The organism is Butyrivibrio sp. INlla21 (assembly GCF_900116875.1).
GTDB lineage: Bacteria > Bacillota > Clostridia > Lachnospirales > Lachnospiraceae > Butyrivibrio.
This window is the reverse complement of the sequence record NZ_FPCC01000005.1, coordinates 166359-189464: the sequence shown is the minus strand read 5'-3', so window position 1 is coordinate 189464 and position 23106 is coordinate 166359. Positions and strand designations below refer to the sequence as shown.

Annotated in this window: 21 protein-coding genes and 1 pseudogene; 16 read left to right on the top strand and 6 right to left on the bottom strand. The window is 41.6% G+C overall.

Going from position 1 to position 23106, the window contains the following annotated elements:
* The 3 genes and pseudogenes from BM377_RS16285 to BM377_RS04505 form a co-directional block, all read left to right on the top strand.
* Window positions 1-960, top strand: a pseudogene (locus BM377_RS16285) (hypothetical protein); the annotation flags it as partial.
* A gap of 11 nt (window positions 961-971) precedes the next feature.
* The gene (locus tag BM377_RS04510; protein ID WP_092244357.1) at window positions 972-2189 is read left to right on the top strand and encodes a PoNe immunity protein domain-containing protein; all 1218 of its coding nucleotides are present in this window, start codon (window positions 972-974) and stop codon (window positions 2187-2189) included.
* A gap of 261 nt (window positions 2190-2450) precedes the next feature.
* A complete protein-coding gene (locus BM377_RS04505; protein ID WP_092244354.1) occupies window positions 2451-2786 on the top strand; it encodes a hypothetical protein in 336 nt (111 codons plus the stop codon).
* A gap of 173 nt (window positions 2787-2959) precedes the next feature.
* Here BM377_RS04505 and nadE read toward each other — a convergent pair whose 3' ends face one another.
* The 5 genes from nadE to BM377_RS04480 are packed head-to-tail and all read right to left on the bottom strand — an operon-like array spanning window position 2960 to window position 7343.
* Window positions 2960-3715, bottom strand: a complete 756-nt coding sequence (gene nadE, locus BM377_RS04500; RefSeq protein ID WP_092244351.1) for an NAD(+) synthase — start codon at window positions 3713-3715, stop codon at window positions 2960-2962.
* On the bottom strand, window positions 3712-4917 hold the full coding sequence (pncB, locus tag BM377_RS04495) for a nicotinate phosphoribosyltransferase (RefSeq protein WP_242948089.1): 1206 nt from the start codon (window positions 4915-4917) through the stop codon (window positions 3712-3714). Before pncB ends, nadE begins: the two co-directional genes overlap by 4 nt.
* Before the next feature lie 27 nt (window positions 4918-4944).
* Entirely contained in the window at window positions 4945-5460 is a 516-nt protein-coding gene (locus tag BM377_RS04490; protein ID WP_092244345.1) for an adenylyltransferase/cytidyltransferase family protein, read from the bottom strand.
* A gap of 28 nt (window positions 5461-5488) precedes the next feature.
* Window positions 5489-6145 (bottom strand): YczE/YyaS/YitT family protein, encoded by a 657-nt coding sequence (locus tag BM377_RS04485; protein ID WP_092244342.1) that lies wholly within the window; start codon window positions 6143-6145, stop codon window positions 5489-5491.
* 31 nt (window positions 6146-6176) lie between these two features.
* Window positions 6177-7343 carry a serine hydrolase domain-containing protein gene (locus tag BM377_RS04480; RefSeq protein ID WP_207646904.1) on the bottom strand — a complete coding sequence of 389 codons (1167 nt, stop codon included), beginning with the start codon at window positions 7341-7343 and terminating at the stop codon, window positions 6177-6179.
* 206 nt (window positions 7344-7549) lie between these two features.
* On the opposite strand from BM377_RS04480, the gene BM377_RS04475 reads away from it, so the two are divergent.
* The 10 genes from BM377_RS04475 (at window position 7550) to BM377_RS04430 (ending at window position 16179) form a co-directional block, all read left to right on the top strand.
* Window positions 7550-8170, top strand: coding sequence for a GDSL-type esterase/lipase family protein (locus BM377_RS04475; RefSeq protein WP_092244339.1), 621 nt, complete (start codon window positions 7550-7552; stop codon window positions 8168-8170).
* Window positions 8171-8294: 124 nt separating this feature from the next.
* A complete protein-coding gene (locus tag BM377_RS04470; RefSeq protein WP_092244336.1) occupies window positions 8295-9539 on the top strand; it encodes a DUF2130 domain-containing protein in 1245 nt (414 codons plus the stop codon).
* A gap of 35 nt (window positions 9540-9574) precedes the next feature.
* Window positions 9575-10933 (top strand): MATE family efflux transporter, encoded by a 1359-nt coding sequence (locus BM377_RS04465; protein ID WP_092244333.1) that lies wholly within the window; start codon window positions 9575-9577, stop codon window positions 10931-10933.
* Between the two features lie 234 nt (window positions 10934-11167).
* Window positions 11168-11890, top strand: a complete 723-nt coding sequence (locus BM377_RS04460) for an amino acid ABC transporter ATP-binding protein (protein WP_092244381.1) — start codon at window positions 11168-11170, stop codon at window positions 11888-11890.
* Window positions 11891-11910: 20 nt separating this feature from the next.
* Complete coding sequence (locus BM377_RS04455; protein WP_092244330.1) at window positions 11911-12813, top strand: transporter substrate-binding domain-containing protein; 903 nt, start codon at window positions 11911-11913, stop codon at window positions 12811-12813.
* A 23-nt stretch (window positions 12814-12836) separates the two neighbouring features.
* Window positions 12837-13553 (top strand): amino acid ABC transporter permease, encoded by a 717-nt coding sequence (locus BM377_RS04450; RefSeq protein WP_092244327.1) that lies wholly within the window; start codon window positions 12837-12839, stop codon window positions 13551-13553.
* Window position 13554: 1 nt separating this feature from the next.
* Window positions 13555-14055, top strand: a complete 501-nt coding sequence (locus BM377_RS04445) for an ABC transporter permease subunit (RefSeq protein WP_092244324.1) — start codon at window positions 13555-13557, stop codon at window positions 14053-14055.
* Window positions 14052-14306: a transglutaminase family protein gene (locus tag BM377_RS04440; protein WP_092244321.1), complete on the top strand. Its 255-nt coding sequence runs from the start codon at window positions 14052-14054 to the stop codon at window positions 14304-14306. The genes BM377_RS04445 and BM377_RS04440 overlap by 4 nt, the downstream gene beginning before the upstream one ends.
* The gene (locus tag BM377_RS04435; protein ID WP_092244318.1) at window positions 14306-15253 is read left to right on the top strand and encodes a M14 family metallopeptidase; all 948 of its coding nucleotides are present in this window, start codon (window positions 14306-14308) and stop codon (window positions 15251-15253) included. The genes BM377_RS04440 and BM377_RS04435 overlap by 1 nt, the downstream gene beginning before the upstream one ends.
* A complete protein-coding gene (locus BM377_RS04430; protein ID WP_092244315.1) occupies window positions 15250-16179 on the top strand; it encodes a M14 family metallopeptidase in 930 nt (309 codons plus the stop codon). The genes BM377_RS04435 and BM377_RS04430 overlap by 4 nt, the downstream gene beginning before the upstream one ends.
* 139 nt (window positions 16180-16318) lie before the next feature.
* Here the strand turns inward: BM377_RS04430 and BM377_RS04425 are convergent, their stop codons facing one another.
* On the bottom strand, window positions 16319-17938 hold the full coding sequence (locus tag BM377_RS04425) for an IS1634 family transposase (protein WP_092244312.1): 1620 nt from the start codon (window positions 17936-17938) through the stop codon (window positions 16319-16321).
* A 193-nt stretch (window positions 17939-18131) separates the two neighbouring features.
* On the opposite strand from BM377_RS04425, the gene BM377_RS04420 reads away from it, so the two are divergent.
* The 3 genes from BM377_RS04420 to BM377_RS04410 all read left to right on the top strand — a co-directional run bounded on the left by BM377_RS04420 (window position 18132) and on the right by BM377_RS04410 (window position 23082).
* Window positions 18132-20702 (top strand): PEP/pyruvate-binding domain-containing protein, encoded by a 2571-nt coding sequence (locus tag BM377_RS04420; RefSeq protein WP_092244310.1) that lies wholly within the window; start codon window positions 18132-18134, stop codon window positions 20700-20702.
* 120 nt (window positions 20703-20822) lie between these two features.
* Complete coding sequence (cysK, locus tag BM377_RS04415) at window positions 20823-21758, top strand: cysteine synthase A (protein WP_092244307.1); 936 nt, start codon at window positions 20823-20825, stop codon at window positions 21756-21758.
* A 133-nt stretch (window positions 21759-21891) separates the two neighbouring features.
* A complete protein-coding gene (locus tag BM377_RS04410) occupies window positions 21892-23082 on the top strand; it encodes a MalY/PatB family protein (RefSeq protein ID WP_242948087.1) in 1191 nt (396 codons plus the stop codon).
* Window positions 23083-23106 lie beyond the last annotated feature (24 nt).

The window sequence follows — 23106 nt, the reverse complement described above, 5'->3', positions numbered from 1 at the left end:
CTGGGAATAAAGATAGGAAAAGGAATAGGTGGTACAATAGAGCAAGGGGCCAATTATATAAAGGACAACGGTACATCAAACCTTCCGGACGACCTTGCTGCATGGGCAGGCGATAAAGGAAAACAGGTAGTAAACCTCTATAATATACTAAAAGATGAATTCATAAATAAAGTGAACACCATGTCGGTGGAAGAGGGCTATGAATCAGCAGGCTATCTTCTGACAACTATAGGAACGATGGTTGTTGGAGGAGAATTCGGAGAAGCTTCAAAAGGCGGAGAAGTCGCCAAAGGAGCAGAAGTCGCAGGCGAAGCTACTGAGACCGTAGTAAACTCATTAGATGATATCGAAAGAGTAGCCGATAAGATCGATGATGTAGAAAGAGTTGTTGATAAGCTTGACGATGTTGAGAAAGTAGTAGATAAAGCTGATGATGTAGCAAATGCATTTGAGAAGTTCAATCCGAAAGAAGCAAATAATACTCAAAAATGTAATTTTGGTGAACACTATTCCCACGAAAACATTACAGAAAGTGCTGAGATATTAGAAAAAGGATATGAGCTTAATTCTGTTGGAAGAAAAGTTCCCGAAGGATTAGATGAAAAAATACAGAAGGGAATTGATGATGTTTTAGAAAACAAAAACTTGGAATCAAAAATCCGTTATGTTTTTAATGAGGCTAAATACGGAAAAAGTCACCTTGGAATGACAAAAAGCGGAAAGCAGATGTCTGAATCTTGGTTGTTTGGAGTAGAGGAAGATATTAGAAAGAGCAGAGTATATGATTCGCTTGTCAAAGGTGGAATGAGTAAAAAAGAAGCTTGGTTAAAAGCAAAAGATATACAGGAAGCTTATAAAATGGGACAAGTTGATTCAGTATTATCAAAAGTAGATGAAACTGGAAAGGTGACAACATATAAATTAGATAAATGGGGAAAGATAACAGATAAATGGCCATAAAGGAGATATAAATGAGAGATACAAGATGCGATTCGGAATTTCTGGAAATTGTTTTAGAGACAAGTATACCTCATATAACAAAACTTAAGAATGCGATATGCGATTTAGAAGAATGTGAAAAGAATGGAATTCAGCGACATCCAAAAAAAAATGTCGAAGTAATATATGGTTTTAAAGAAATAATAGTAACAGATTTACGTGATATCCTTGATACTCAGTATTCTTTAGATCGTGTAGATATCAGCTATGAAGAACTATTTGATAAGTTTGTTGAATACGCGATGCAGCTTGAGTTTAAAAATATAGGATATATCGTCTTTTTGAGATTTTTCTCATTAGGAATAATGCTTGAACTGGGCAAAGATAAGTTAAAACCACTTGTTGATAAGCTTGATACGGATGAGATTGATGATATTCTATTAAGCTATCTTGCTGAAGGCTACGGACTAAAAAGATCATTCAGATCAACAAAGTTCTACAGAGAGTCACCGTATGAAAATGCAGCATCGATATGTGAAGTAGCTGTAACTGATAAAGCCAAAGCAAAAGAGATGCTTAAAGATTATATGAAAAATTACCTTAAGGCCCATTCAGACATGGGATGGCCTAAGGCTGCCAAAGACTGGGCAGATTACAGAGGGCTATGGTCTTATGAAGCGGCAGCAATCTCAAAGCTTTTTGGGATTGATGACAGTGAACTTAAGGATGATATGAATTATCCATATGATCTTGCTCATTATAAGAATGATGAGATTACTGCTCATAGTATAGAGATAATCAAGCCAGTTAAGAAAGAAATCAATCTTGATGTTGCAACAAATGGAATAACAAACAACAGAGAGCTTGAGGGTATTGTTCCTCCTATTTTCCAAGATAGAATAAACGAGCTTATCAGCGATTATAGTACTATTTCCGATAATGAGTTCTGGAGTAAATACAATCTTAGGGAAGTTTGGTTTGAATGCGAAGAGTTTTCTGAAGATAGGAAGAAAGAAGAAATGCTTGGAATGCTGATTGTTTTTGAACTCGTGGAGCTCAGATATATTCTTCAGATTGACTGGAAAGAAGACTTTGAGGATTATGAAGGAGAACTGAAAAACTACTGGAACAAAGATGAGAAGATGAAAGTAGTAAGTTTCGTCCTTGATAACGATCAGCAGTATTATGCATTAGTTCCAACAGATTGCAATGTGAAATCGATTTATGAGATTCCTGTAAATGATATTTAATGAGACTGCTTTATTTGACACCATCAAGAATCCTCCTGAATGGTAGGAACTTGGTGGTGTTTGTTGATAATTGCAAAAAGAAGAGGGCTATGAATCAGCAGGTCCTCCCAACAGACATCCTGCTAAGTCTATTTTTAATAGTGAACCTAATGGGAATATATTAAGGAAAAATGAAATAACTCAGAGTTGGAGAGAAAAGGGAGAAAGATTAATAGAAGTTGAGCCGGGAGTATGGATTGATCCAGGCTTTTAGGAGGGATGATGAATATTAATGAATTTATCAAAAAAAATAATATTGCAATAGTAGCTAGAGCTGATTTGTCGAATAAAAGCTTTGAAATTATAAAAAGAGATTTAGAACTTGAGTCATATGACTTGTTTGAACAGCTAATTATTTATGGGACTGTTGATAATCTAGTTGCTAGTACGGAAGGACAAATCTTGCCAAGAATATGGACTCAGGGGAAATCAAAATGCGTGATAACATATGACAATAATGAACATATAGTTGCTTTATTTTATGAAAATAGCATGGATGCTAAGGAAAACTATTTTTATGCAAAACAGTTGGATTTATTGCTTAAAGAAGTTATATGATTCTCTTTCTTTATGCAGGACTGTCAAATATCTATCATGAACAGATATAAAAGCATGTACGTTAGCTTAGTGGCTTAAGGTACATGCTTTTCTTTTCTCAAACGTCATTGAAATATCTATAAATCTGTTGAAATAGACATGCTAAATATATCATGAATTTGCAGAACGTTGAATTACTTGCTTTTACAGTATGTCGGTATAGTCTGCAATTTATGTAAGTTGTTCTTGTGCATTCTATCGATCTTTTCCTTAGTAGCTTGATCTTCGCACTCGCCTGTCATAACGTATTTATCGAGTGTGTCATATGTGAAGCCGAGCTTGTCCTCATCAGAAAGACCGCAGAGTCCGTCTGAAGGAGTCTTGTGAATGAGCTCCGTGGGAAGACCGAGTGCATCACCGATCTGTCTCATTTCGGTTACAAGGAAGTCTGCGCAGGGACTGAAATCTCCGGCAGCGTCGCCGTACTTTGTGGAATAGCCTACATAGTCTTCAGACTTATTGCAGGTATTTGCAACGCGTCCTCCGTTTGGAAGTGACTGCGCTATAGCATATAAAGTAGCCATTCTTATTCTCGGAGGAGTGTTGATTATCGCATCATTTCCCATTTCTACGCCTGCTTCGGCGAGAGCTTTCTTTTCGCCTTCCACAGCGGGATTGATATTTACAATGTAGTGCTTGATATCAAGAAGCTTGGCAACCTGCTTGGAATCTTCGATATCCTTTTGCTCGCCGTTTGGCATAAGAACGCCGACTACTCTGTCTTTTCCAAGTGCTTTTACAAGAAGAGCGGCAACAATAGTAGAATCTTTTCCGCCCGAAAGACCGATGACCGCGCTGGCCTTAGGGCCGTTGTTATCGAACCATTCTTTTATCCAATTACAAATATTCTCAATTTCTTTTTGGGGATCTAATTCTTTATATTCGCTCATACCGTTTCATGCTCCATTCTCCAGTTAATACATCTTTGTAAGTAATCAACATATGCGGGATTCTTGCACATGCCCTTTCCCTCAACGTCGGAAATCTTGGCAACGTCCTGACCGTTACATGCGGTTGTCTTCATTACAATGTTGAGTGCGGGAACAAAGGTGTCGTTTGCTATGTAAGTACCGATTCCGAACGCAACTCTTGCCTTTCCGTTAAAGTGAGCAAAGATCTTGTCTGCTCTCTCAAAATCGAGGCTGTCACTAAAGAGAAGTGTCTTTGTTGTTGGATCGATTCCAAGACTCTTGTAATGATCGATCATCTTTTCACCCCACTCGATCGGATCGCCGCTGTCGTGACGAACACCTGAGAAAAGAGTTGAATATGTCAGCTGGAAGTCACGAAGGAAGCAGTCTGTTGTGATCGCATCCGTGAGGGCTGTTCCGTTGAGTATTCCATATTCTTTTACCCAAAAATCAAGCGCATACCAGTTGGAATATGCGGGGTTATGTTTGTGATTACCCTGACCAACGCACATGATCCACTCGTGTGCCATGGTTCCTACGGGATTAACACCAAGCTCTTTTGCCAAAAGAACATTTGAAGTTCCGACAAACTTTGAATCGCCGAGATCGGCGTTCTTAAGCTTCATAACAGCAAGCTCCTGAGCCTGTGCGGAAAGTCTTCTTCTGAGACCAAACTCACTGAAAGCTCCGATGGTATATTTCTTATCTGTAAGGGCTTTGATCTTTTCATCAAGCTTCTGCTCAAAAGAAGCCATGAGCTCGTCATAGTCGTAAGCCATCCTGAAATAAACTTCGTTAACGATAGCAAGTGTGGGAATCTCATATAATGAAGTGTTGAGCCATGTTCCGTTGGTCTCAATTGTAAGTCCGCACTCCGCATTCGTTCCGATAGTAAAGTCTTCGTATCTCGGATGCCAAAGACGAAGGAAATCTACATAGGATTTCTTGATCCATTTGATACCCTTAAGGTATGTGAGCTCTTCCTCAGTAAAAGTGAGGTCGCAGTAAGCAAGGATCTGACGCTTGATTTCTTCGACCATCTCTTCTGTGAAAAAGACATCCTTGTTTCTACACTTAAAAGACCAAGTGGTAGTGTAGTCAGGGAAGTTGTGGTAGATTGCCTGTCCCATTGAAAACTTGTAAAGATCTGTTTCAAGTAGACTGCTGATAATGTTTTGCATTTTTTCTCTCCTCATTTAAATGCTGTTTTATAATAGTTTTCCTGTAATGGATAAGTATTCTCTGAAGGTTTCGTTTATATCGTCTGCGTGAATGCCCGGATTTTTTCTTATCTGAGTTCCCGAAGTCTTGATGATTGTGCGATCCACTAGTTTAAAGTTGTGAGTTGGGTAAATTGCGCTGAGCTTCTCAACATAAGAAGGTTCACCTGTGTACCAGTTAAAAGTAGCGCTGTCAGGGCTGATGCCTGCATTTGAGAACAGCTCGTCTCCCCAGAGCACCCAGTTTTCATGGGTGAAGGTTCCGTCTAGACCGAGCTTTTTATCATCAATCTGTACGATAATTACTTTGTCTTTTTGTGTTTCAAACATCTTGGTCACGAGTTTGATACGTGTATTAAAGTCAAGAAAATCGCGTCCGCGGTCATTTTGATAGCCGCAGACGGCGATTATTACTTTATCATTTTCCGAAAGAGCTGTTTTAATAAGTGACTCATGCCCCTTGTGCATGGGAATAAAGCAGCCAAATACAATACCTATATTCATGATGGTGCCTTTCGTTAGTTTTTAGGTATTATATCACACTCACGGCTTTGGAACATATTTTTTCACTAAAAGGCATAAAGAAACCGGCGACCGGACCGACGAGGGCAGCGCAGATGAGCGTACCTATGCCGAAAGTACCGTCAAGAAGCCAGCCTACTATAACAAAAAGGCTGTCTACTATGATCCTCATGATGCTGAATTTCTTCTTGGTCTTATCGCTTACTACTACGGCAACAAGGTCATTGGGGCCTGTTCCGGCATCGGATTTTATTACTATCGTCATTCCGAAAGCAAGGATAATGCATCCGAGGGCAAGAATAATAATCCTTATCGGCAAGGCCGAAACCTTGCCGATAATGGGACTTAATACAAGAGAAATGAAATCTATTATAGGGCCTCCGAATATCATGCATAAAAGAGTTCCTATCTTTATGTAACTTCTGTCAACTGCAAGCAGGATGAAGATTATCAAAAGACTTATCGCAACATGGACGCGTCCGTGCGTAAGTCCGGGGATTAAGCCTATGGAATCAAGGCGCCTGAAAATACCCTGAATCAGGACATTAAAAGGATCGGATCCAAGGTCCACCAAAAGAAACAGTGTTACACCAAGGTGGGCTATTATAAGCCCGATCATCAGAAGTATGATTCTTATTATCCATTCTTTTGCGGCTCTCTTTTTCATGCATTTTCTCCCTATTTAGATTCAGATAATGTTATGAAAAGATGATATTTCTAAGTTTTCTTGTAAGAGGGCCGGTACCATAGTCAAAGCGCTGTACCAGCATGATGAATGTGGTTTTTGTAGACGGGTCGTTTACAAAGTAAGCGCCGAGCCAGCCGTCCCATCCGTATTCACCTTTGCTTCCGATAATAGAAGCCTGTGAAGGATCGTCCATTACTCGCATAAGATTGCCGTATGTAAAGCCCTCAAGCCCCTGCCAGTTATCGAAATCGATCTGCTGATCTTTATTTAGTCTTCCCGAAGTAAGGTATTTAATGCTGTTTGGAGTGAGAATCTGTTTGTTGCCAAATTTTCCGTTGTTAAGGAGCATCTGACCGAAACGTGCGTAATCATCAACAGTAGAGAAAAGACCTGCTCCGCCCGATTCAAACGGGTTAAGACCACCGTCGTTTCTGATTACAAGTCTGTCACCGTGATATTCGACAAGTCTGCCTTTTACATTTTTATATGCTTTTGAAAGACGGTCTTTTTTGCTGTCCGGAACATAGAAATCGGTATCTTTCATTCTGAGAGGATCAAGGATTCTTGCTCTTACAAAGTCTCCGAATGTCATTCCGGAGGCTTTTTCAATAACGGCTCCGAGAACATCTGCGCTTGTTCCGTACTGGAAGTGGCTTCCGGGGAGGAAGTTAAGCGGGATTTTTCCGATCTTTTCAGCAAATTCCATAGTTGACACCATCTTGTCGGTGCCAAGTCTCTTTTCCATTCCGTTCATAAGGCGTCCTACAGAAACCTCGGTAGGAGTGCCGATTCCGGGATATACAAGTCCCGAAGTCATGTTCATAAGGTCGCGGATTCTCATTTTTTTATCAACGGGAACCTTATGTACCTTACCTTTTGAAAGATAAGTCTGATTATTGAAGCTGTCGATGTAGTTTCCTACCGGCTCGCCAAGGTCGATGATTCCGTCTTCAACGAGCATCATGGCTGCGGCTGCAGTAATGGGTTTGGACTGCGAATAGAGTCTGAAAATGGTGTCTCGGCTTATGGGAATACCGTTTTTGATATCCGCAAAGCCGCTCTTTGCAAAGAGGACTTCTTTACCCTCTTTTACCTCGAGTGCAACGACTCCGGCAACCTCCTGTTTATATACTGCTCTGTCCATACATTCTTGGATGAGTTTAAGTTTGTCTCTCATGTTGATCAACCTTTCCCAAATACTTTAAAAATCATACCTAATACGATGGATTGCTCTGTTTTCACAGACGTTCCTCGTTTTTGACCATTTACTATTGTATTACGAAATTGTGTAATATGAAATGGTTATCTCTACCTATAAGTTGTCAATATTATACATTTTGAAAAAAGCAATTCATAATAGAATCATCAAAGGAGAGAAAAGCTATGAAAAACATACTTGCATTCGGTGATTCAAATACATGGGGACTTATCCCCGGAACAAAAGAAAGATACCCCGGCGAAGTCAGATGGACGGGCCTTGTTCAAAATAAACTTGATGACACAAAGATAATAGAAGAAGGACTCTGCGGAAGAACAACCGTATTTGAGGATGAGATAAGACCTTTCAGAAAAGGTGTCGATACACTTCCTCTTATATTGGAAAGTGCTTCACCGCTTGACGGCGTAATTATCATGCTGGGCACCAATGACTGCAAAGCATACTACAACGCCAATCCTCATATAATCGGAAAAGGCCTTGAGCGCTGCATCGAAGAGATTGAGAAGTACGTATCTCCGGAGAAGGTACTTGTTGTATCGCCTATTTACCTTGGAGATGATGTCTGGAAGCCAAGCAAAGATCCCGAGTTTGACACCGCTTCCGTAACAAGGAGCAAAGAACTTGCAGATACCTACAGACGTATCGCGGAAAGAAGAGGAAACAGATTCCTCGCCGCTTCTTCATACGCCAAGGCGAGCAAACGCGACGACGAGCACCTAGATGAGAGAGGACATGAGGCGCTTGCCGAGGCTATCAGCGAAAAGATAGAGGCTATGCAGATATAATAGATATTTACGAAGGTCAGAATGTTTGATACTAAACATTTTGACCTTTTTCCATATACAAACTATTATTGAATAGTAGGTAAAAATCCCGATGATTTTTGGACCTGAAAAATGGAGGGGCGATATGGCGGAACTTAAGTGCCCGCACTGCGGACAGGCGTTTACGGTTGATGATACGGAGCTTGGCTCCATAATGAAGCAGATCAGAGACAAGGAGTTCGAAAAAGATCTTTCGAGCCGCGTTTCGGAGCTTGAGAAGCATTATAAAGAAAAACACGAGCTTGAGCTTGCTGCAAAGGAGAATGAGATAATCCTTAAGAGCAGGTCTCAGTATGAAAAAGAAAAAGAGGATCACAGGAAGGAACTTGAAGACCTTCAGGCCAAGCTTAACAAGGCTCTTGAGGAAAAGAGCCTTCTTTCTATGGAAATAAAAGGAGCCGAAGATAAAACTAAACTTGCGGTTCTTGAAGCCGTCAATAAGGTTGAGAGCGAGAAGAATAAGCTTGCTGCGGCGCTTAACGATGAAAAGCACGAGCTTGAGAATGCTCTTTTGCAGGAAAAAGAAAAAGGAAAGATCCTCTTGGAACAGAAGGAAAAAGAAGTTGAGTTCTATAAGGACTTAAAGACCAAGATGTCCACTAAGATGGTCGGCGAAACGCTTGAGCAGCACTGTGAAATACAGTTCAATCAGCTCAGAGCCACCGCTTTTAAGAATGCATATTTTGAAAAAGATAATGATGCAAGAAGCGGAAGTAAAGGTGATTACATTTACAGAGAGTGCGATGAGAACGGTGTCGAGATCATTTCCATTATGTTCGAAATGAAAAACGAAATGGATGAGACTGCGACCAAGCACAAAAACGAAGATTTCTTCAAGGAGCTTGATAAGGACCGCAATGAGAAGAAGTGCGAATATGCGGTTCTCGTATCACTTCTTGAGAGTGACAGCGAGCTCTACAATGCAGGAATCGTCGATGTCTCTTATAAATTCGACAAGATGTATGTTGTAAGACCGCAGTGCTTCATTCCTATAATCACGCTTCTTAGAAATGCTGCGCTCGGCGCGCTGGAATACAAGCAGGAGCTTGCAATGGTCCGCAATCAGGACATTGATATCTCCAATTTCGAAGACAGCCTAATGAAGTTCAAGGATGATTTTGCTAAAAATTATACGCATGCCAAAAATCATTTTGATAAGGCGATTGAAGAGATTGATAAGACAATTCTTCATCTTGAAAAGGTGAAAAAAGAACTTATTGGTTCGGACAATCAGCTTAGGATTGCCAATAATAAAGTTGAAGATATCAGTATCAAAAAGCTTACAAGGGGCAATCCCACTATGAAAGCTAAATTTGATGAGCTCAAGTAATAGAGCGGAACATCATTATTATACGAGGCATTAAAATGGCAACACAGAACAGAAGAGAATATCTTACTACCACTCCCATTCCAAAGCTTATCATGACGCTGGCTTTTCCTACGATCATGAGCATGCTGGTTACGGGAATCTATAATACCGCGGACACTTTTTTCGTGGCGAGGGTATCAAACGATCCTACGGTAAACACGGCGGCGACTGCGGCAGTAGGACTTGTATTTACGGTTATGGCGCTTATTCAGGCAACGGGTTTCTTTTGCGGACACGGTTCGGGTAATTATCTTTCCAGAATGCTGGGCGCCGAGAATTATAAAGAAGCCGACGAGATGGCTTCAACCGGTTTTGCATTAGCTATAATCCTGGGCGTTATCTTTGCGATAGTCGGAAATGTTTTTTTGACTGATATTGCAAGCGCACTCGGAGCAAAGAGCGCGCAGAGTCTTGCCTTCACCAAAGATTACATGCGAATAATTCTTTTGGGCGCACCTTTTATGATGGCTCAGTTTGTTATAAATAATCAGCTCAGATTCCAGGGAAGCGCATACTATGCGATGATAGGACTTATGAGCGGAGCGGTCATGAATATGGTTCTCGATCCGCTTCTTATCATGGGGTTCCACATGCAGGTTACGGGAGCCGCTATCGCGACCGTAATGGGACAGATAACAAGCTTTGTTGTTCTTCTTATCGGAACGACAAAGGGCGAGAATATAAAACTCAGTATCAAAAATGTAAGGCTTAACGGCCATTATCTTCTTGAGATAGTAAACGGAGGAATACCGTCTTTATTCAGGCAGGGCCTTGCTGCTATCGCAACCCTCCTTCTTAACAGAACAGCAGGTGCGATCGGCTCAGACGCTGCGATTGCCGGAATGAGCGTTGCGACAAGGATCATGATGCTCATGGCTTCTGCGCTTATAGGATTCGGTCAGGGTTATCAGCCTGTATGCTCGTTTAACTACGGCGCGGGGCTTTTGAAGAGAGTAAAAGACGGCTTTAATTTCTGCGTAAAGTACTCGACGCTTTTCCTCATCGGTATCGGCGCGGTCTGCTACTATTTCGCCCCGAATCTGATAGCTCTTTTTTCTAAGGATCATGCAGCGGTTGAGGTTGGAATCAAAGCACTCAGATTCCAGTGCATCACACTGTTCTTATCAGGTCCCATCGTTATCAGCAACATGATGCTTCAGTCGATCGGAAAAGGTGTTAAGGCTTCGATCACAGCATCCGCCAGAAACGGTATCTGCTTTATCCCGCTCATTCTTTTGCTCCCCAGATTATTTGGGATCACCGGAGTTGAGATCACACAGTCGTGTGCAGATATATTATCTACACTTATCGCTGTTCCGCTGGCTTATTCGGAGCTTAGAACCTTTAAGGACTGAGTAAGGTGGCGCAATCAAAAAAATTTTTTTAAAAAGAGAGTTGACAAAAAGAAACTTCAATGTATACTTGTATACAAACAAAGGCGTTTTGATTCACTTAGTGTTTCAGAGCGCCTTTCACTGTTATTCTTATTCATACTCATCCTAATACAGATGCATTGAAACAATGGCGTTTCGGTTTGATACCGGAGCGCCTTCTTTGCATTTGGGAAAGAAAGGCAACAGCTTATGGCAATGATCAAGCTTGAAAATGTAAATAAAAACTTTGGAGACCTGCACGTTCTTAAAGACGTGAATCTTGAAGTCGAGGAGGGAGAAAAGCTTGTAATAATCGGTCCTTCCGGTTCCGGCAAATCGACAACCGTTCGGTGTATGAATTTTCTTGAGGTTCCAAGCAGCGGACACGTTTACATTAACGGGACGGAGCTTACGACCAAGAATAAGACCAAGGTCATAAGGGATAACACTTCGATGGTATTTCAGCAGTTTAATCTGTATCCCCACATGACAGTACTTAAAAATCTCACGATCGGGCCCATAAAGCTGCAGCATAAGCCCAAGAAAGAAGCGGAGGAACTTGCTTATCACTATCTTGATATTGTTGGGCTAAGTGACAAAGCGGATGTTTATCCCACAACTCTTTCGGGCGGACAGCAGCAGAGAATAGCGATTGCCAGAGCACTTTGTTCGCAGAGTAAGATAATTCTTTTTGATGAACCGACATCGGCGCTTGATCCCGAGACAATTCAGGAAGTTCTTGACGTAATGATCAAGCTTGCAAAAGAAAATATAACGATGGTGGTCGTTACCCACGAGATGGGATTTGCAAAACAAGTTGCTGACAGAGTGATCTTCATGGAGGACGGACAGATAATCGAGTCCGGTACTCCGGAGCACTTTTTCAATAATCCTGAGAGCGAAAGAGTAAAACAGTTCTTGGGAAAGATAATCAGGTAATAGATAGGAGGAACAATATTATGAAAAAGAAGGTTTTGAGTGCAATAATGGCGGGAGTGATGAGCGCCATGCTGGTAGCGTGCGGAAGCGCAGCACCTGAAAGTACGGCATCGGCGGATTCAACAGATACTATAGTCGTTGCAGCGTCCGAGGATTCAATCGCAGCGCCTGCTTCTGAAGATGTACAGGCTATTAAGGACAGAGGAGTATTAAAGGTCGGAGTTAAGAATGCCGTTATGGGATTTGGCTTCGAAGATCCTCTTACAGGTGAGTATACGGGACTTGAGATCGAACTTGCCAAAGCACTTGCGGATAAGCTTGGAGTCGGCATTGAGTTTACAGCCGTTACCGCAGCTACAAGAACAGAGCTTCTTGATTCGGGCGATATCGACTGCGTACTTGCGACATTTACAATAACCGATGAGAGAAAAGAAAGCTGGGATTTCACGACTCCCTACTACACAGACTATGTAAGCGTTCTTGTTGAAGATTCCAAGGGAATTAAGACGCTTGACGATCTTGTTGATGCTACTGTCGGTGTTTCATCCGGATCGACATCAGCCAAGTCACTTGTAAAAGCTATGATCGAAAAAGGCCTGATAAGCGGAGACGGTTTTGATGAAGAGAGCTTTGATCCCGCAACATGGACTACAGGTATTAAGTTCAGACAGTACGATGATTATCCGACAATTTCCACTGCTCTTAGCGCTGGTGAGGTTGATGCGTTCTGCGTAGATAAGTCAATTCTTGCTATCTACAAGACAGAGGGAAGATCATACATCGATGCAGAGTTTGCTCCTCAGGAGTACGGCATTGCAACAACAAAAGGTTCCGGACTTTCAAAGGTTGCAGAGGAACTCGTTTCCGCAAGCTTAAGCGACGGAACGATTGATAAGCTTATAAAAGATAACGGACTTGATTAAGTAAGGATAGCGGAGGACCGGTGATGTCAGGATTATTATCTCCAAGAGCATGGAACAAAATATGGACATATAGAGGAACATTTTTACTTGGTTTTGCCAATACTCTGAAAACTGCCTTGGTAGCTCTTTTGATAGCTCTTGTACTTGGTATTGTTTTCGGACTTATGGCTACAAGCGGTAAAAAAGTTCTAAGGACAATAAGCAGAATATACGTTGAGGTAATACAGAACACACCGATTCTTCTTCAAATGTGCTTTTTATATTACGCACTGGCTTTTTCCGGACACAGCCCCGGAATCATAGTTACAGGCTTTTTGGCACTTGGAATTTATACAGGTGCATATATGGCAGAGGTAATAAGAGCGGGAATCGAATCGGTTCCCAAGGGTCAGTTTGAAGCGGCGCAGGCTCAGGGCTTTGGATATGCGGAGAGGATGTTCTACATCATAATCCCTCAGAGTATCAAGGTGATTTTACCGCCAATGACCAACGTGATAGTCAATATGATAAAAAACACATCATGTTTATACATTGTAGGAGGTGCGGATCTGTTATCTTTGACATACAGTTTTGTAACAGGTGAAAACACAGGCGGTTCCTATGCTCCCGCATATATCGTCTGTGGAGTGATCTTCTTTTTGATATGCTTCCCGTTATCAACTTTTGCTTCAATGTGGGAGTCATCACTTAAAAAGAGAGACAGCAAAGTGTTCCAAAACGGAAGACCTAAGGAGGCATGATATGAGTACATTGGGAAACAGTCTTTCGATGTTAAAAGACCCGGCAATAATAAAGTTCATACTGCAAGGAGTTCTTTTTACCATGATCATATCGGTTGCCGCGGTTCTTTTCAGCATAGCAATAGGAACAGTGCTTGCCTTGATGAGAAACTACTGCGTAAGTAAAAAGAGCAGGATATTTAAGGCTGCATCAGCCATCTACATAGAGATGTTCAGGAACACACCGCTTTTATTCTGGATATTTATATGCGTTGTTTTTTGCCCGACTCCCGGCTTTGTTGATAAGCAGATGTTCGGATTGTCTTCCGTAAATAACAAGCTTCTTTTCAAGGCAGCAGTCGCACTTATCCTGTATACGTCCGGTGTTATAGCGGAGATAGTAAGAGGTGGACTTAATTCGGTGGCACCCGGACAGATTGAAGCCGGACATTCACAAGGGTTTTCGATGCTCCAGATAATGTGGTACATAGTGCTTCCGCAGACATTTATGTTACTGGGTTGATCATAGGTGAAGGCGAATCGCATGCATGGGTAGAAGTCATCAATGAAGGAAAATGGTTTGGTTTTGATCCTACCAACAATTGCATTGTTTTGGATTCACATATTAAGCTTGGATGCGGTAGAGACGCCACAGAATGTCAGATAAACAGAGGAATTATGCATGGAGGCGGCGATCAGACACAGGCAGTTTTTGTTAGTGTTGAGGAGATAAGCCCCGAGAAAAGTATTATAAGCAGTGGAGTATTGTTCTAATGATAAAGACTGTAGCAGAGGTTCTATTACCTGTTGATGAAGTGTTGAGAATTAAGAAAAGACGTATAGAACCCGATGATAAAAAAGAAGGCATGAAACGCATAAGTATTGTAACCGGAGTTCACGGTGATGAACTCGAGGGACAATATGTTTGCTTTGAGCTGGCAAGGCGTATTGAAGAAAAAAAGGAATGCCTGAACGGTGTAGTTGATATATATCCGGCAATGAATCCACTTGGAATAGACTCAATCACGCGTGGAATACCGGCGTTTGATCTTGATATGAACAGAATCTTTCCGGGTAATGCAGACGGTAATATGACTGAATCACTGGCGGCAAATATAATAAAGGATATTTCAGGGTCAGATGTTGTACTTGACATACACGCAAGTAATATATATTTAACCGAGATACCACAGATAAGAATAAATGAACTTCATGAGAAAGAACTGATTCCTCTTGCGCAGCAGTGTAATGTGGATTTTATTTGGGTTCATGGTGCAAGTACTGTTTTGGAATCAACGCTTGCATATAGCTTAAACAGTACGGGAACGCCCTGTCTTGTTGTTGAGATGGGCGTGGGAATGCGAATAACAAAGGAATACGGAGATCAACTTGTAGAGGGTATCTTGAATCTTATGAAGTCTATAGGTATATGGAAAGGAAAAGTAAGAGCATCCAGAAAGGCTATAGTTTCGAAGAAGGCTGATGATGTATGCTTTCTTAATGCTGCATCGGGAGGATTGTTTATTCCCGGTGTAAAGCATTGGGAGAGATTAAAAAAGGGAGATATTATAGGACGCATCATTGATCCGCTTTCAGGGAAAGTGCTTGAAAATGTTATTAGCCCTATAGATGGAATTTTATTCACTATTAGAGATTATCCCATAGTTGATGAGGGATCGCTTATCGGAAGACTTTTGAAAGAGGAAGTCGTGGCAGTATGAAAAAGAAGATAATTTATGAAATAAAAGGTTTATATAGAGATAGTTTTAGGATAACAGGTTTTGAATTCGGCAAAGGAAAGAAAGCGTTGTGCATAGTCGGAAGCATGAGGGGGAATGAAGTTCAGCAATTATACTGTTGTTCACAGCTTGTGAAGAAATTCAAACAGTTAGAGGAAGAAGGTAGGATTGCCTCCAATATTAAAATACTGATTATTCCGTGCTGCAATCCGTATTCCCTGAATATTCAAAAGAGATTTTGGCCGATTGATAATACGGATATCAACAGAATGTTTCCGGGATTTAATCTCGGAGAAACAACACAGAGGATTGCTGATGGTATTTTTTCCAAAATAAAAGATTATAAATATGGAATACAGTTTACGTCATTTTATATGCCGGGAGAATTTGTTCCGCATGTCAGGATGATGGATGAAGGATATTCAGATATTAAAACGGCTGAGGAATTTGGCCTTCCTTATGTTGTAAAAAGAACTGTAAGACCATATGATACAGCAACACTTAATTACAACTGGCAGGTTTGGAATACGAAAGCCTACAGTTTATATACTTCGACTACGAGCAGAATTGATAAGAACAGTGCAGGACAAGCGGTCTTATCAATACTAAGATTTTGCAACAGCCATGGGTTTGTAAAATATCATGAGCGAGGTGAACATCCGACGAGAATAATAAGCGATAAAGATCTGATCAGTGTTCGAACTGCAAAATCCGGAATATTTGAACCGCTCGTCAAGGTAGGGGAGCATATAAAGGAAGGGACATCTCTGGCGGAAATAATAGATCCGTATGACGGAAGAGTAATGGAGACCTTGTACGCTCCTACAGACGGAATATTGTTTTTTATGCATTCCAACCCCATTACTTATGCGGAGACTGCTGTTATTAAAATAATAAAAAAAGTTTGATATAGCGCTAAATGTATTATGGGAATATAATGATATCAGAGGCAAAGGCGCCAAGAAATTGGTGGTCTTTGCCTTTTTCTTTTGGAACTTTTTATTTCAATTATATCCTAAAGTCCCGTCATTTTATACCAAGGGTTGATCATGTCGGGACATCGACTCCCATGAGCTCATAGAGCTCACGCTGTTTTGCTGTTATCTCAGATAGATGATGAGCCTTACCGGGTTGCTGGTAATACTCAATGGTATCCAGTTCATCAAGCAGCGACTGTATCGTATAGTTACTGAACAGGCCGTTATCATCCATCTGCTTTTTGATATAAGACACCATTTGAAGCGCTACAAACTGTATAAACAGCTTGCCTTCAAAGTTCTCTTCAGATGCAACAGACATGCGTCTCATAGAAAGACGTTCCTTAAGGTTTCCGAAGGACTTTTCAATGAGATCCTTGAGGCGGTATATGCGCAGAGCTTCCACCGGGTCCTTGATTCCGTTGGTCATAAGAGCAAAGTATCCGTAGTTCTTCTCAGCCTTGCGGATTGCATCTTCCTTGAAACTGTAGACTTTGCCCCTTACAGGTGTCTCATGTATTGTAAAGTACTTCTGATAGAGCTTTTCATCAGCAGGATCAGGAGTTCCGTTTACCAGGTTGTTTTCAAGACGGTCAAGCATAGCATTGAACCTCGTCTTGTCATCAGTAGCTTTCTGGTCATTATAGTAGAAGTGGAGATATATACGCTTTTTATCAGTGATTATCTCTCCGCTGCGGACCTTTTCTTCTGTATAGGTCCACTCTTCTGTAAATGACATGACATATAGTTTTAACTCAGAATTATAGTTATAGCGGGTAACAAAATCCGCACGGATCTTATCAAGCCTGTCGCTTACTTTGCTCAGTGACAGCTTTGCTCCGATAAGGAACTTGTGGTGGTGCTTCATGAGGTCGTTGATATTCTTCTCGCTGTAGAAACCTCTGTCCATGACAAGCTTGAGCTTGTCAAGTTTGAGGAAATCAACATCCTTAATGAGATTCTCTATAGTCTTAACATCCGTGATGTTGCCTGCAAGCTTTCTGTAGTATACAGGAAGCATTGATTCCTCTCCATAAAGGAGCGCAAGATTTATCTGCGGAAGTGAGTCGCCTTCTTTGTTCTTTCCATACTTGGCCTGCTTTATCAGGGTTGAGTATGAAGAGATAGATGTTGTATCAAAAGCAAGGTATTCGTTCATGCCGTGGCGTTTGGCCTGGTACTTGAAATAATCCATCTTGGTCTCTTCAGTTATGAGACCGAAAAGTTCGCTGCTTCTCTGTGAAGGGATGTCCTTGCCATATGGATGCCTGTGAGTTATGCCCCATTTATGGAACCTGTACATAGGCTGACCTTCCTCAAGAACAAGATAATAGGCCAGAGACAGGATCTGCGGAGCGAGGTCACCAAAGCATTTACCAAGGTCAGCTGCAATGCCAGTCTTACTACATATCTCATTCAGAAGATATGTGGATCCATAGAACTGACGTAGACAGATGTCAGTAGGAACCGGACCGGTCTTAGGTGATGTGAGGCTCTGTTCATACTCAGCCTTAAGCCTATGGAATGTTTTGTTAGGAGTAAATGTTTTTCCATCATACTTGCCTATGTACTCACGTTTATGATCAGCACACTGTTTTTCAGCGTTCCAAAAAGGCTTGTCGATATAGGCGTAACCGTTCTGACACCTTACTTTGCTTGTGATCCAGGGTTCGTTAATCTTCAGTTCCATATCAATCCCTCCTTGGTATAATTATACCAAGGAATTGTTAGAAACGCAAGCAAAATGAGCTATTTTGATACAATATATTGTGGGCGCAAAGCCTGTAAATACAAGACTTTGCGGGAGTTGATTAACTGAGTTTATACCGCATCCTTGGTATAAATTCACGGGAGCTTAGGTTATATGAGCGGAGGTACTATCTATGGCAGCATTTGACAGAGTAATGTCCGGCATACCCGAGATGGATGAAGCGCTTGATAATATCAGGCTTGGAGATAACGTTGTTTTCAGAGTTTCGGAACTGTCCGAGTTCAAGCTATTCGTTGACCCGTATATTGAGCAGGCCAAAAAAGATAAGAGGAACATTATCTATTTTCGTTTTGCAACCCACGAGCCTCTTGTGGAGGACTGCCCTGAAGTTAAGACTGTGCAGGTTCCGCTGTCTCACCGATTTGAGACCTTCACCGTTGAGATCCATAATGTTATAGAAAAAGAGGGTAAGGATGCCTTCTATGTTTTCGATTGCCTGTCGGAGCTTCAGATCGCGTGGGCAACAGACCTTATGATGGGCAATTTTTTCAGAGTTACCTGTCCGTTTCTTTTTATTCTTGATACAGTCGCTTTTTTCCCTATAATCAGAGGAAAGCATTCTTTCCATTCAATAAATAAGATCCTTAACACAACACAGCTGTTTCTTGATGTGTATTCCGATTCAAAAAATGTATATGTCCGTCCCGAAAAAGTCTGGAACCGTGATTCGGAGACCATGTTCCTTCCGCATATTTACAGGAAGGAGGACGGCTATTTCAGACCGATCTTAGACGGAGTTCAAAGTAGCCGCTTTTACCAGCTACTGGACAATTTCCAGCGCCCCGGTGAAGATCAATATGTTGATTTCTGGGATAAGTTTTTTAATACGGCGAAGTTCCAATATGACAGCCACATGGATATGGAAGAACCCTGTGACATCATGTGCAAGGTCATGATGACCAGAGATGACAAGATGAGAACCATGGTAAAAAAGCACTTTAGACCCGAGGACTATTTCAATGTCAGGAGCCATATGATAGGCACAGGTCTTATCGGCGGAAAAGCCTGCGGTATGCTTCTTGCCAGAGCTATCATCAGAAATACCGAGCCTGAGATAAACGAGATATTGGAGCCACATGATTCCTTTTTCCTTGGATCCGATATCTATTACACGTACATAGTGGACAACGATTTCTGGGATATCAGAGTTCGCCAGAGAACGGAAGAGGAGTATTTTTCCCTTGCGGAAGAGTTTGCGGATAAATTAAGATCCGGCGTATTTGCGGAGGATTTCAAAACGCAGCTAAAGCACATCCTTGAATACTACGGACAAGATCCTTTTATTGTCCGCTCGAGCAGTATCCTGGAAGACGGCTTTGGCAATGCCTTTGCGGGAAAGTATGAGTCGGTATTTTGCGCCAACAGAGGAACGCTTGAAGAGAGACTTGAAGAGTTTGAGAACGCCATAAGAACGGTCTATGCAAGTACTATGAGTCTTTCCGCACTTGATTATCGTAAGAGAAGAGGTCTGGATAAAAGAGATGAGCAGATGGCGCTACTTGTTCAAAGGGTTTCGGGCTCATACTACGGACAGTACTATATGCCCTGCGCGGCAGGTGTTGGCTATTCATACAGCCCGTACAAATTTCTGTCCGGAATAGATCCTAAGGCGGGAATGCTCAGACTTGTCATGGGACTTGGAACATCGGCTGTAGACAGGACGATGGGCTCATATCCACGTCTTGTAAGTCTTGATATGCCTGAGGCAACTTCGTGCGTTACAATCGCGGAAAAGCATCAGTTCTCACAAAGAGCTGTGGAAGTAATGGATGTAACAGAGCATGAGCTAAAGCGCCTTGAACTTAGAGACCTTGAGAAGAAGCTTCCGATGTATCTTGTAAATACACTTCTTGAGCACGACTACGAGGTTGAGGATTCATTAAAAGAGCGCGGAATAATCCGTGATGTAAGATTTATTTCCTGTAAGGGACTAGTCAAAAAAGAAGAGATAATGAAAAGAATGCAGCGGATGATGCATTGCATTCATGAGGAGTATGAGCATCCCGTTGATATAGAATTTACGATCAATTTGTCGGAAACCGGAGAGTATTCGATAAATCTTTTGCAGTGCAGACCGCTACAGGTGTCCAAGGATACAGGCAGCGTAACGATTCCTGAGAATGTACCTGCCGAGAATATTTTGATGGAAACATTGGATTCTTCGATGGGCCTTTCAAGAAGTGTTCCTGTAGATCTTATCGTATACGTTGATCCCAAGGCTTATTACAACATGCCATATGCGGATAAGCCCGGTATCGCTAGTATTATCGGAAAGGTCAATTGGACCTACAGAGATAAAGGAAGACACATGATGCTCATAGTTCCCGGACGTATCGGCACATCTTCACCGGAGCTTGGCGTTCCCACTACCTTTGCGGATATTAGTGAGTTTGAAGCCGTATGCGAGGTTGAGGAAAAGGAAGCAGGATACAATCCCGAGCTGTCATACGGAAGCCATATCTTCCAGGATCTTGTGGAAGCGGACATTCTCTATACTGCGGTTTTCTCAGGAGAGAAGACAAAAGTATTTGCACCTGAGAGCTTTAAGAAGGGCAAAGATATCACATCGGAGTTTACTGAAAGTGAATCAGAACGCGGCATTGTAAGCGTATATGATATGAAGGATCTGGATTGTACTCTCTACTACGATCTTGAGAAGAATCATCTGATGATAAAACTGTAATAACCAAAGTTTATACTCCGCTATAAGTATTCCTTAATTTTCACGAGTGGACCCTTATGCTATGATTCAATCATCAAATAAAAAACACGAACAAAAATGATGATAAAGGAGAAACGAATTATGGCAGACATCAAAGAAAGCGCATTGGATCTTATCGGAGGAACACCTCTTCTTAAACTCAACGGATACAGCAAGAAGGTTGGAAATACAAATGCAACAATCCTTGCAAAGCTTGAGTATTTAAACCCCGCAGGATCGGTTAAGGACAGAGTAGCACTCAGCATGATAGAGGATGCTGAAAAGAGCGGAAAGCTTAAACCCGGAGCAACAATCATCGAGCCCACAAGCGGAAACACAGGAATCGGACTTGCAGCAGTTGCAGCAGCAAAGGGATACAAAGCAATCCTTACACTTCCCGATACGATGAGTGTTGAGAGAAGAAATCTTCTTAAGGCATACGGCGCAGAGATAGTTCTTACAGAAGGCGCTAAAGGAATGAAGGGAGCAATCGCTAAGGCAGAAGAGCTTGAGAAAGAAATTGAAGGATCATTGATCCTCGGACAGTTTGTTAACCCTGCAAACCCTGCAATCCACAAAGCAACAACAGGCCCCGAGATCTGGGAGCAGGCAGGCGGACAGGTTGATATCTTTATCGCAGGTATCGGTACCGGCGGAACAATCACAGGTGTAGGTGAATACCTCAAGGAGCAGAATCCTAACGTTAAGGTTGTCGCAGTTGAGCCCGCAACAAGCCCTGTTCTTTCAAAGGGTGAAGCAGGACCTCACAAGATCCAGGGTATCGGTGCAGGATTCGTCCCCGATACACTTAATACAAAGATTTACGATGAAGTAATTGCTATAGAAAACGACGATGCATTCAAAGAGGGTAAGAACTTCGCAGTATCAGAAGGTATCCTCGTAGGTATCTCATCAGGTGCGGCTCTTAAGGCAGCTACAATCGTTGCAGCAAGACCCGAGAATGCAGGAAAGAATATCGTTGTACTTCTTCCCGATTCAGGTGACAGATATCTTTCAACACCTTTATTTGCGAACTAAACGCTTGAAGAATTGCAAAAACGGTCATTTCCGTAAAGCAATTCGCATATCATTCTCATATACATGAAAAATAATGAGATCGCTTATCATCATATATGATGAGCGATCTCAATTATTAAAAGGAGCATTCTACGTGGGTAAATACGATTTTGGTAAAGATATCGACAGGCGCGGAACGAGCAGCCTTAAATATGACTTTGGAATAGAGAGAAGAAGGCGTGACGATCTGCTTCCTTTGTGGGTTGCGGATATGGATTTTAAACTTCCCGATGAGATTCTTGATGACATTAAGATAAGAGTAGATCACGGAATCTTTGGCTACACAGATCCCAAGGATGATTATACGCAAGCTGTCGCAAATTGGTTTAAGAAAAGACACGGATTTGATATTGATTATGATTGGAACATTGTCGTACCGGGAGTTGTATATGCAATAGCCGTTGCTGTAAGAGCTTTTACGGAGCCCGGCGAAAGCGTTATTATCCAGGAGCCTGTCTACTATCCGTTCAGAGAGACAATAGAACTTAACAAAAGAAAAGTCGTAAACAATCAGCTTGTATATAAGAACGGACATTACGAGATCGACTTCGAAGATTTTGAAAAAAAGATAGTTGAAGAAAACGTAAAGCTCTTTTTATTATGCAGCCCTCACAATCCGGCAGGAAGAGTGTGGACAAAAGAGGAGCTTTTAAGACTCGGGGATATCTGCTTAAAGCACAACGTTCTTATTTTTGCGGATGAGATTCATTTTGATTTTGTATTTAAAGGATATAAGCATACATCGTTTATTACTCTGGGAGAGAAGTACAAGGACAATCTGATCCTCGGAACATCCCCGAGTAAGACTTTCAATATAGCGGGGCTTCAGATTGCAAACATAATTATTCCAAACACTTCGTTGAGAAATAAATTTGATCGTGAAAACGGAGCGGGAGGCTACAGTCAGTGCAATGTGCTTGGACTTGTAGCAACCAAAGCCTGCTATGAAAAAGGAGAGCAGTGGGTAGACGAACTCCTTGAATATCTTGAAGGAAATCTTGATTACATCAGAAATTTCATAAAAGAAAAACTGCCTAAGGTTAAGCTTATAGAACCTGAAGGAACATATCTTATATGGCTCGATTTTTCAGAGGTTACTACCGACTACAGAGATTTAAGGAATCTTATTGAAAATGAGGCAAAGCTCTGGCTCGACGGAGGAATAATCTTTGGCAGAAAGACGGCTCTTTTTGAAAGAATAAATATAGCAAGTCCAAGAAGCATTATAGAAAAAGCAATGGAACAGCTGTATGAAGCATATGAAAAGAGATATGGTAAAACCTGACAAAATGGCATAACAGGTTACAGG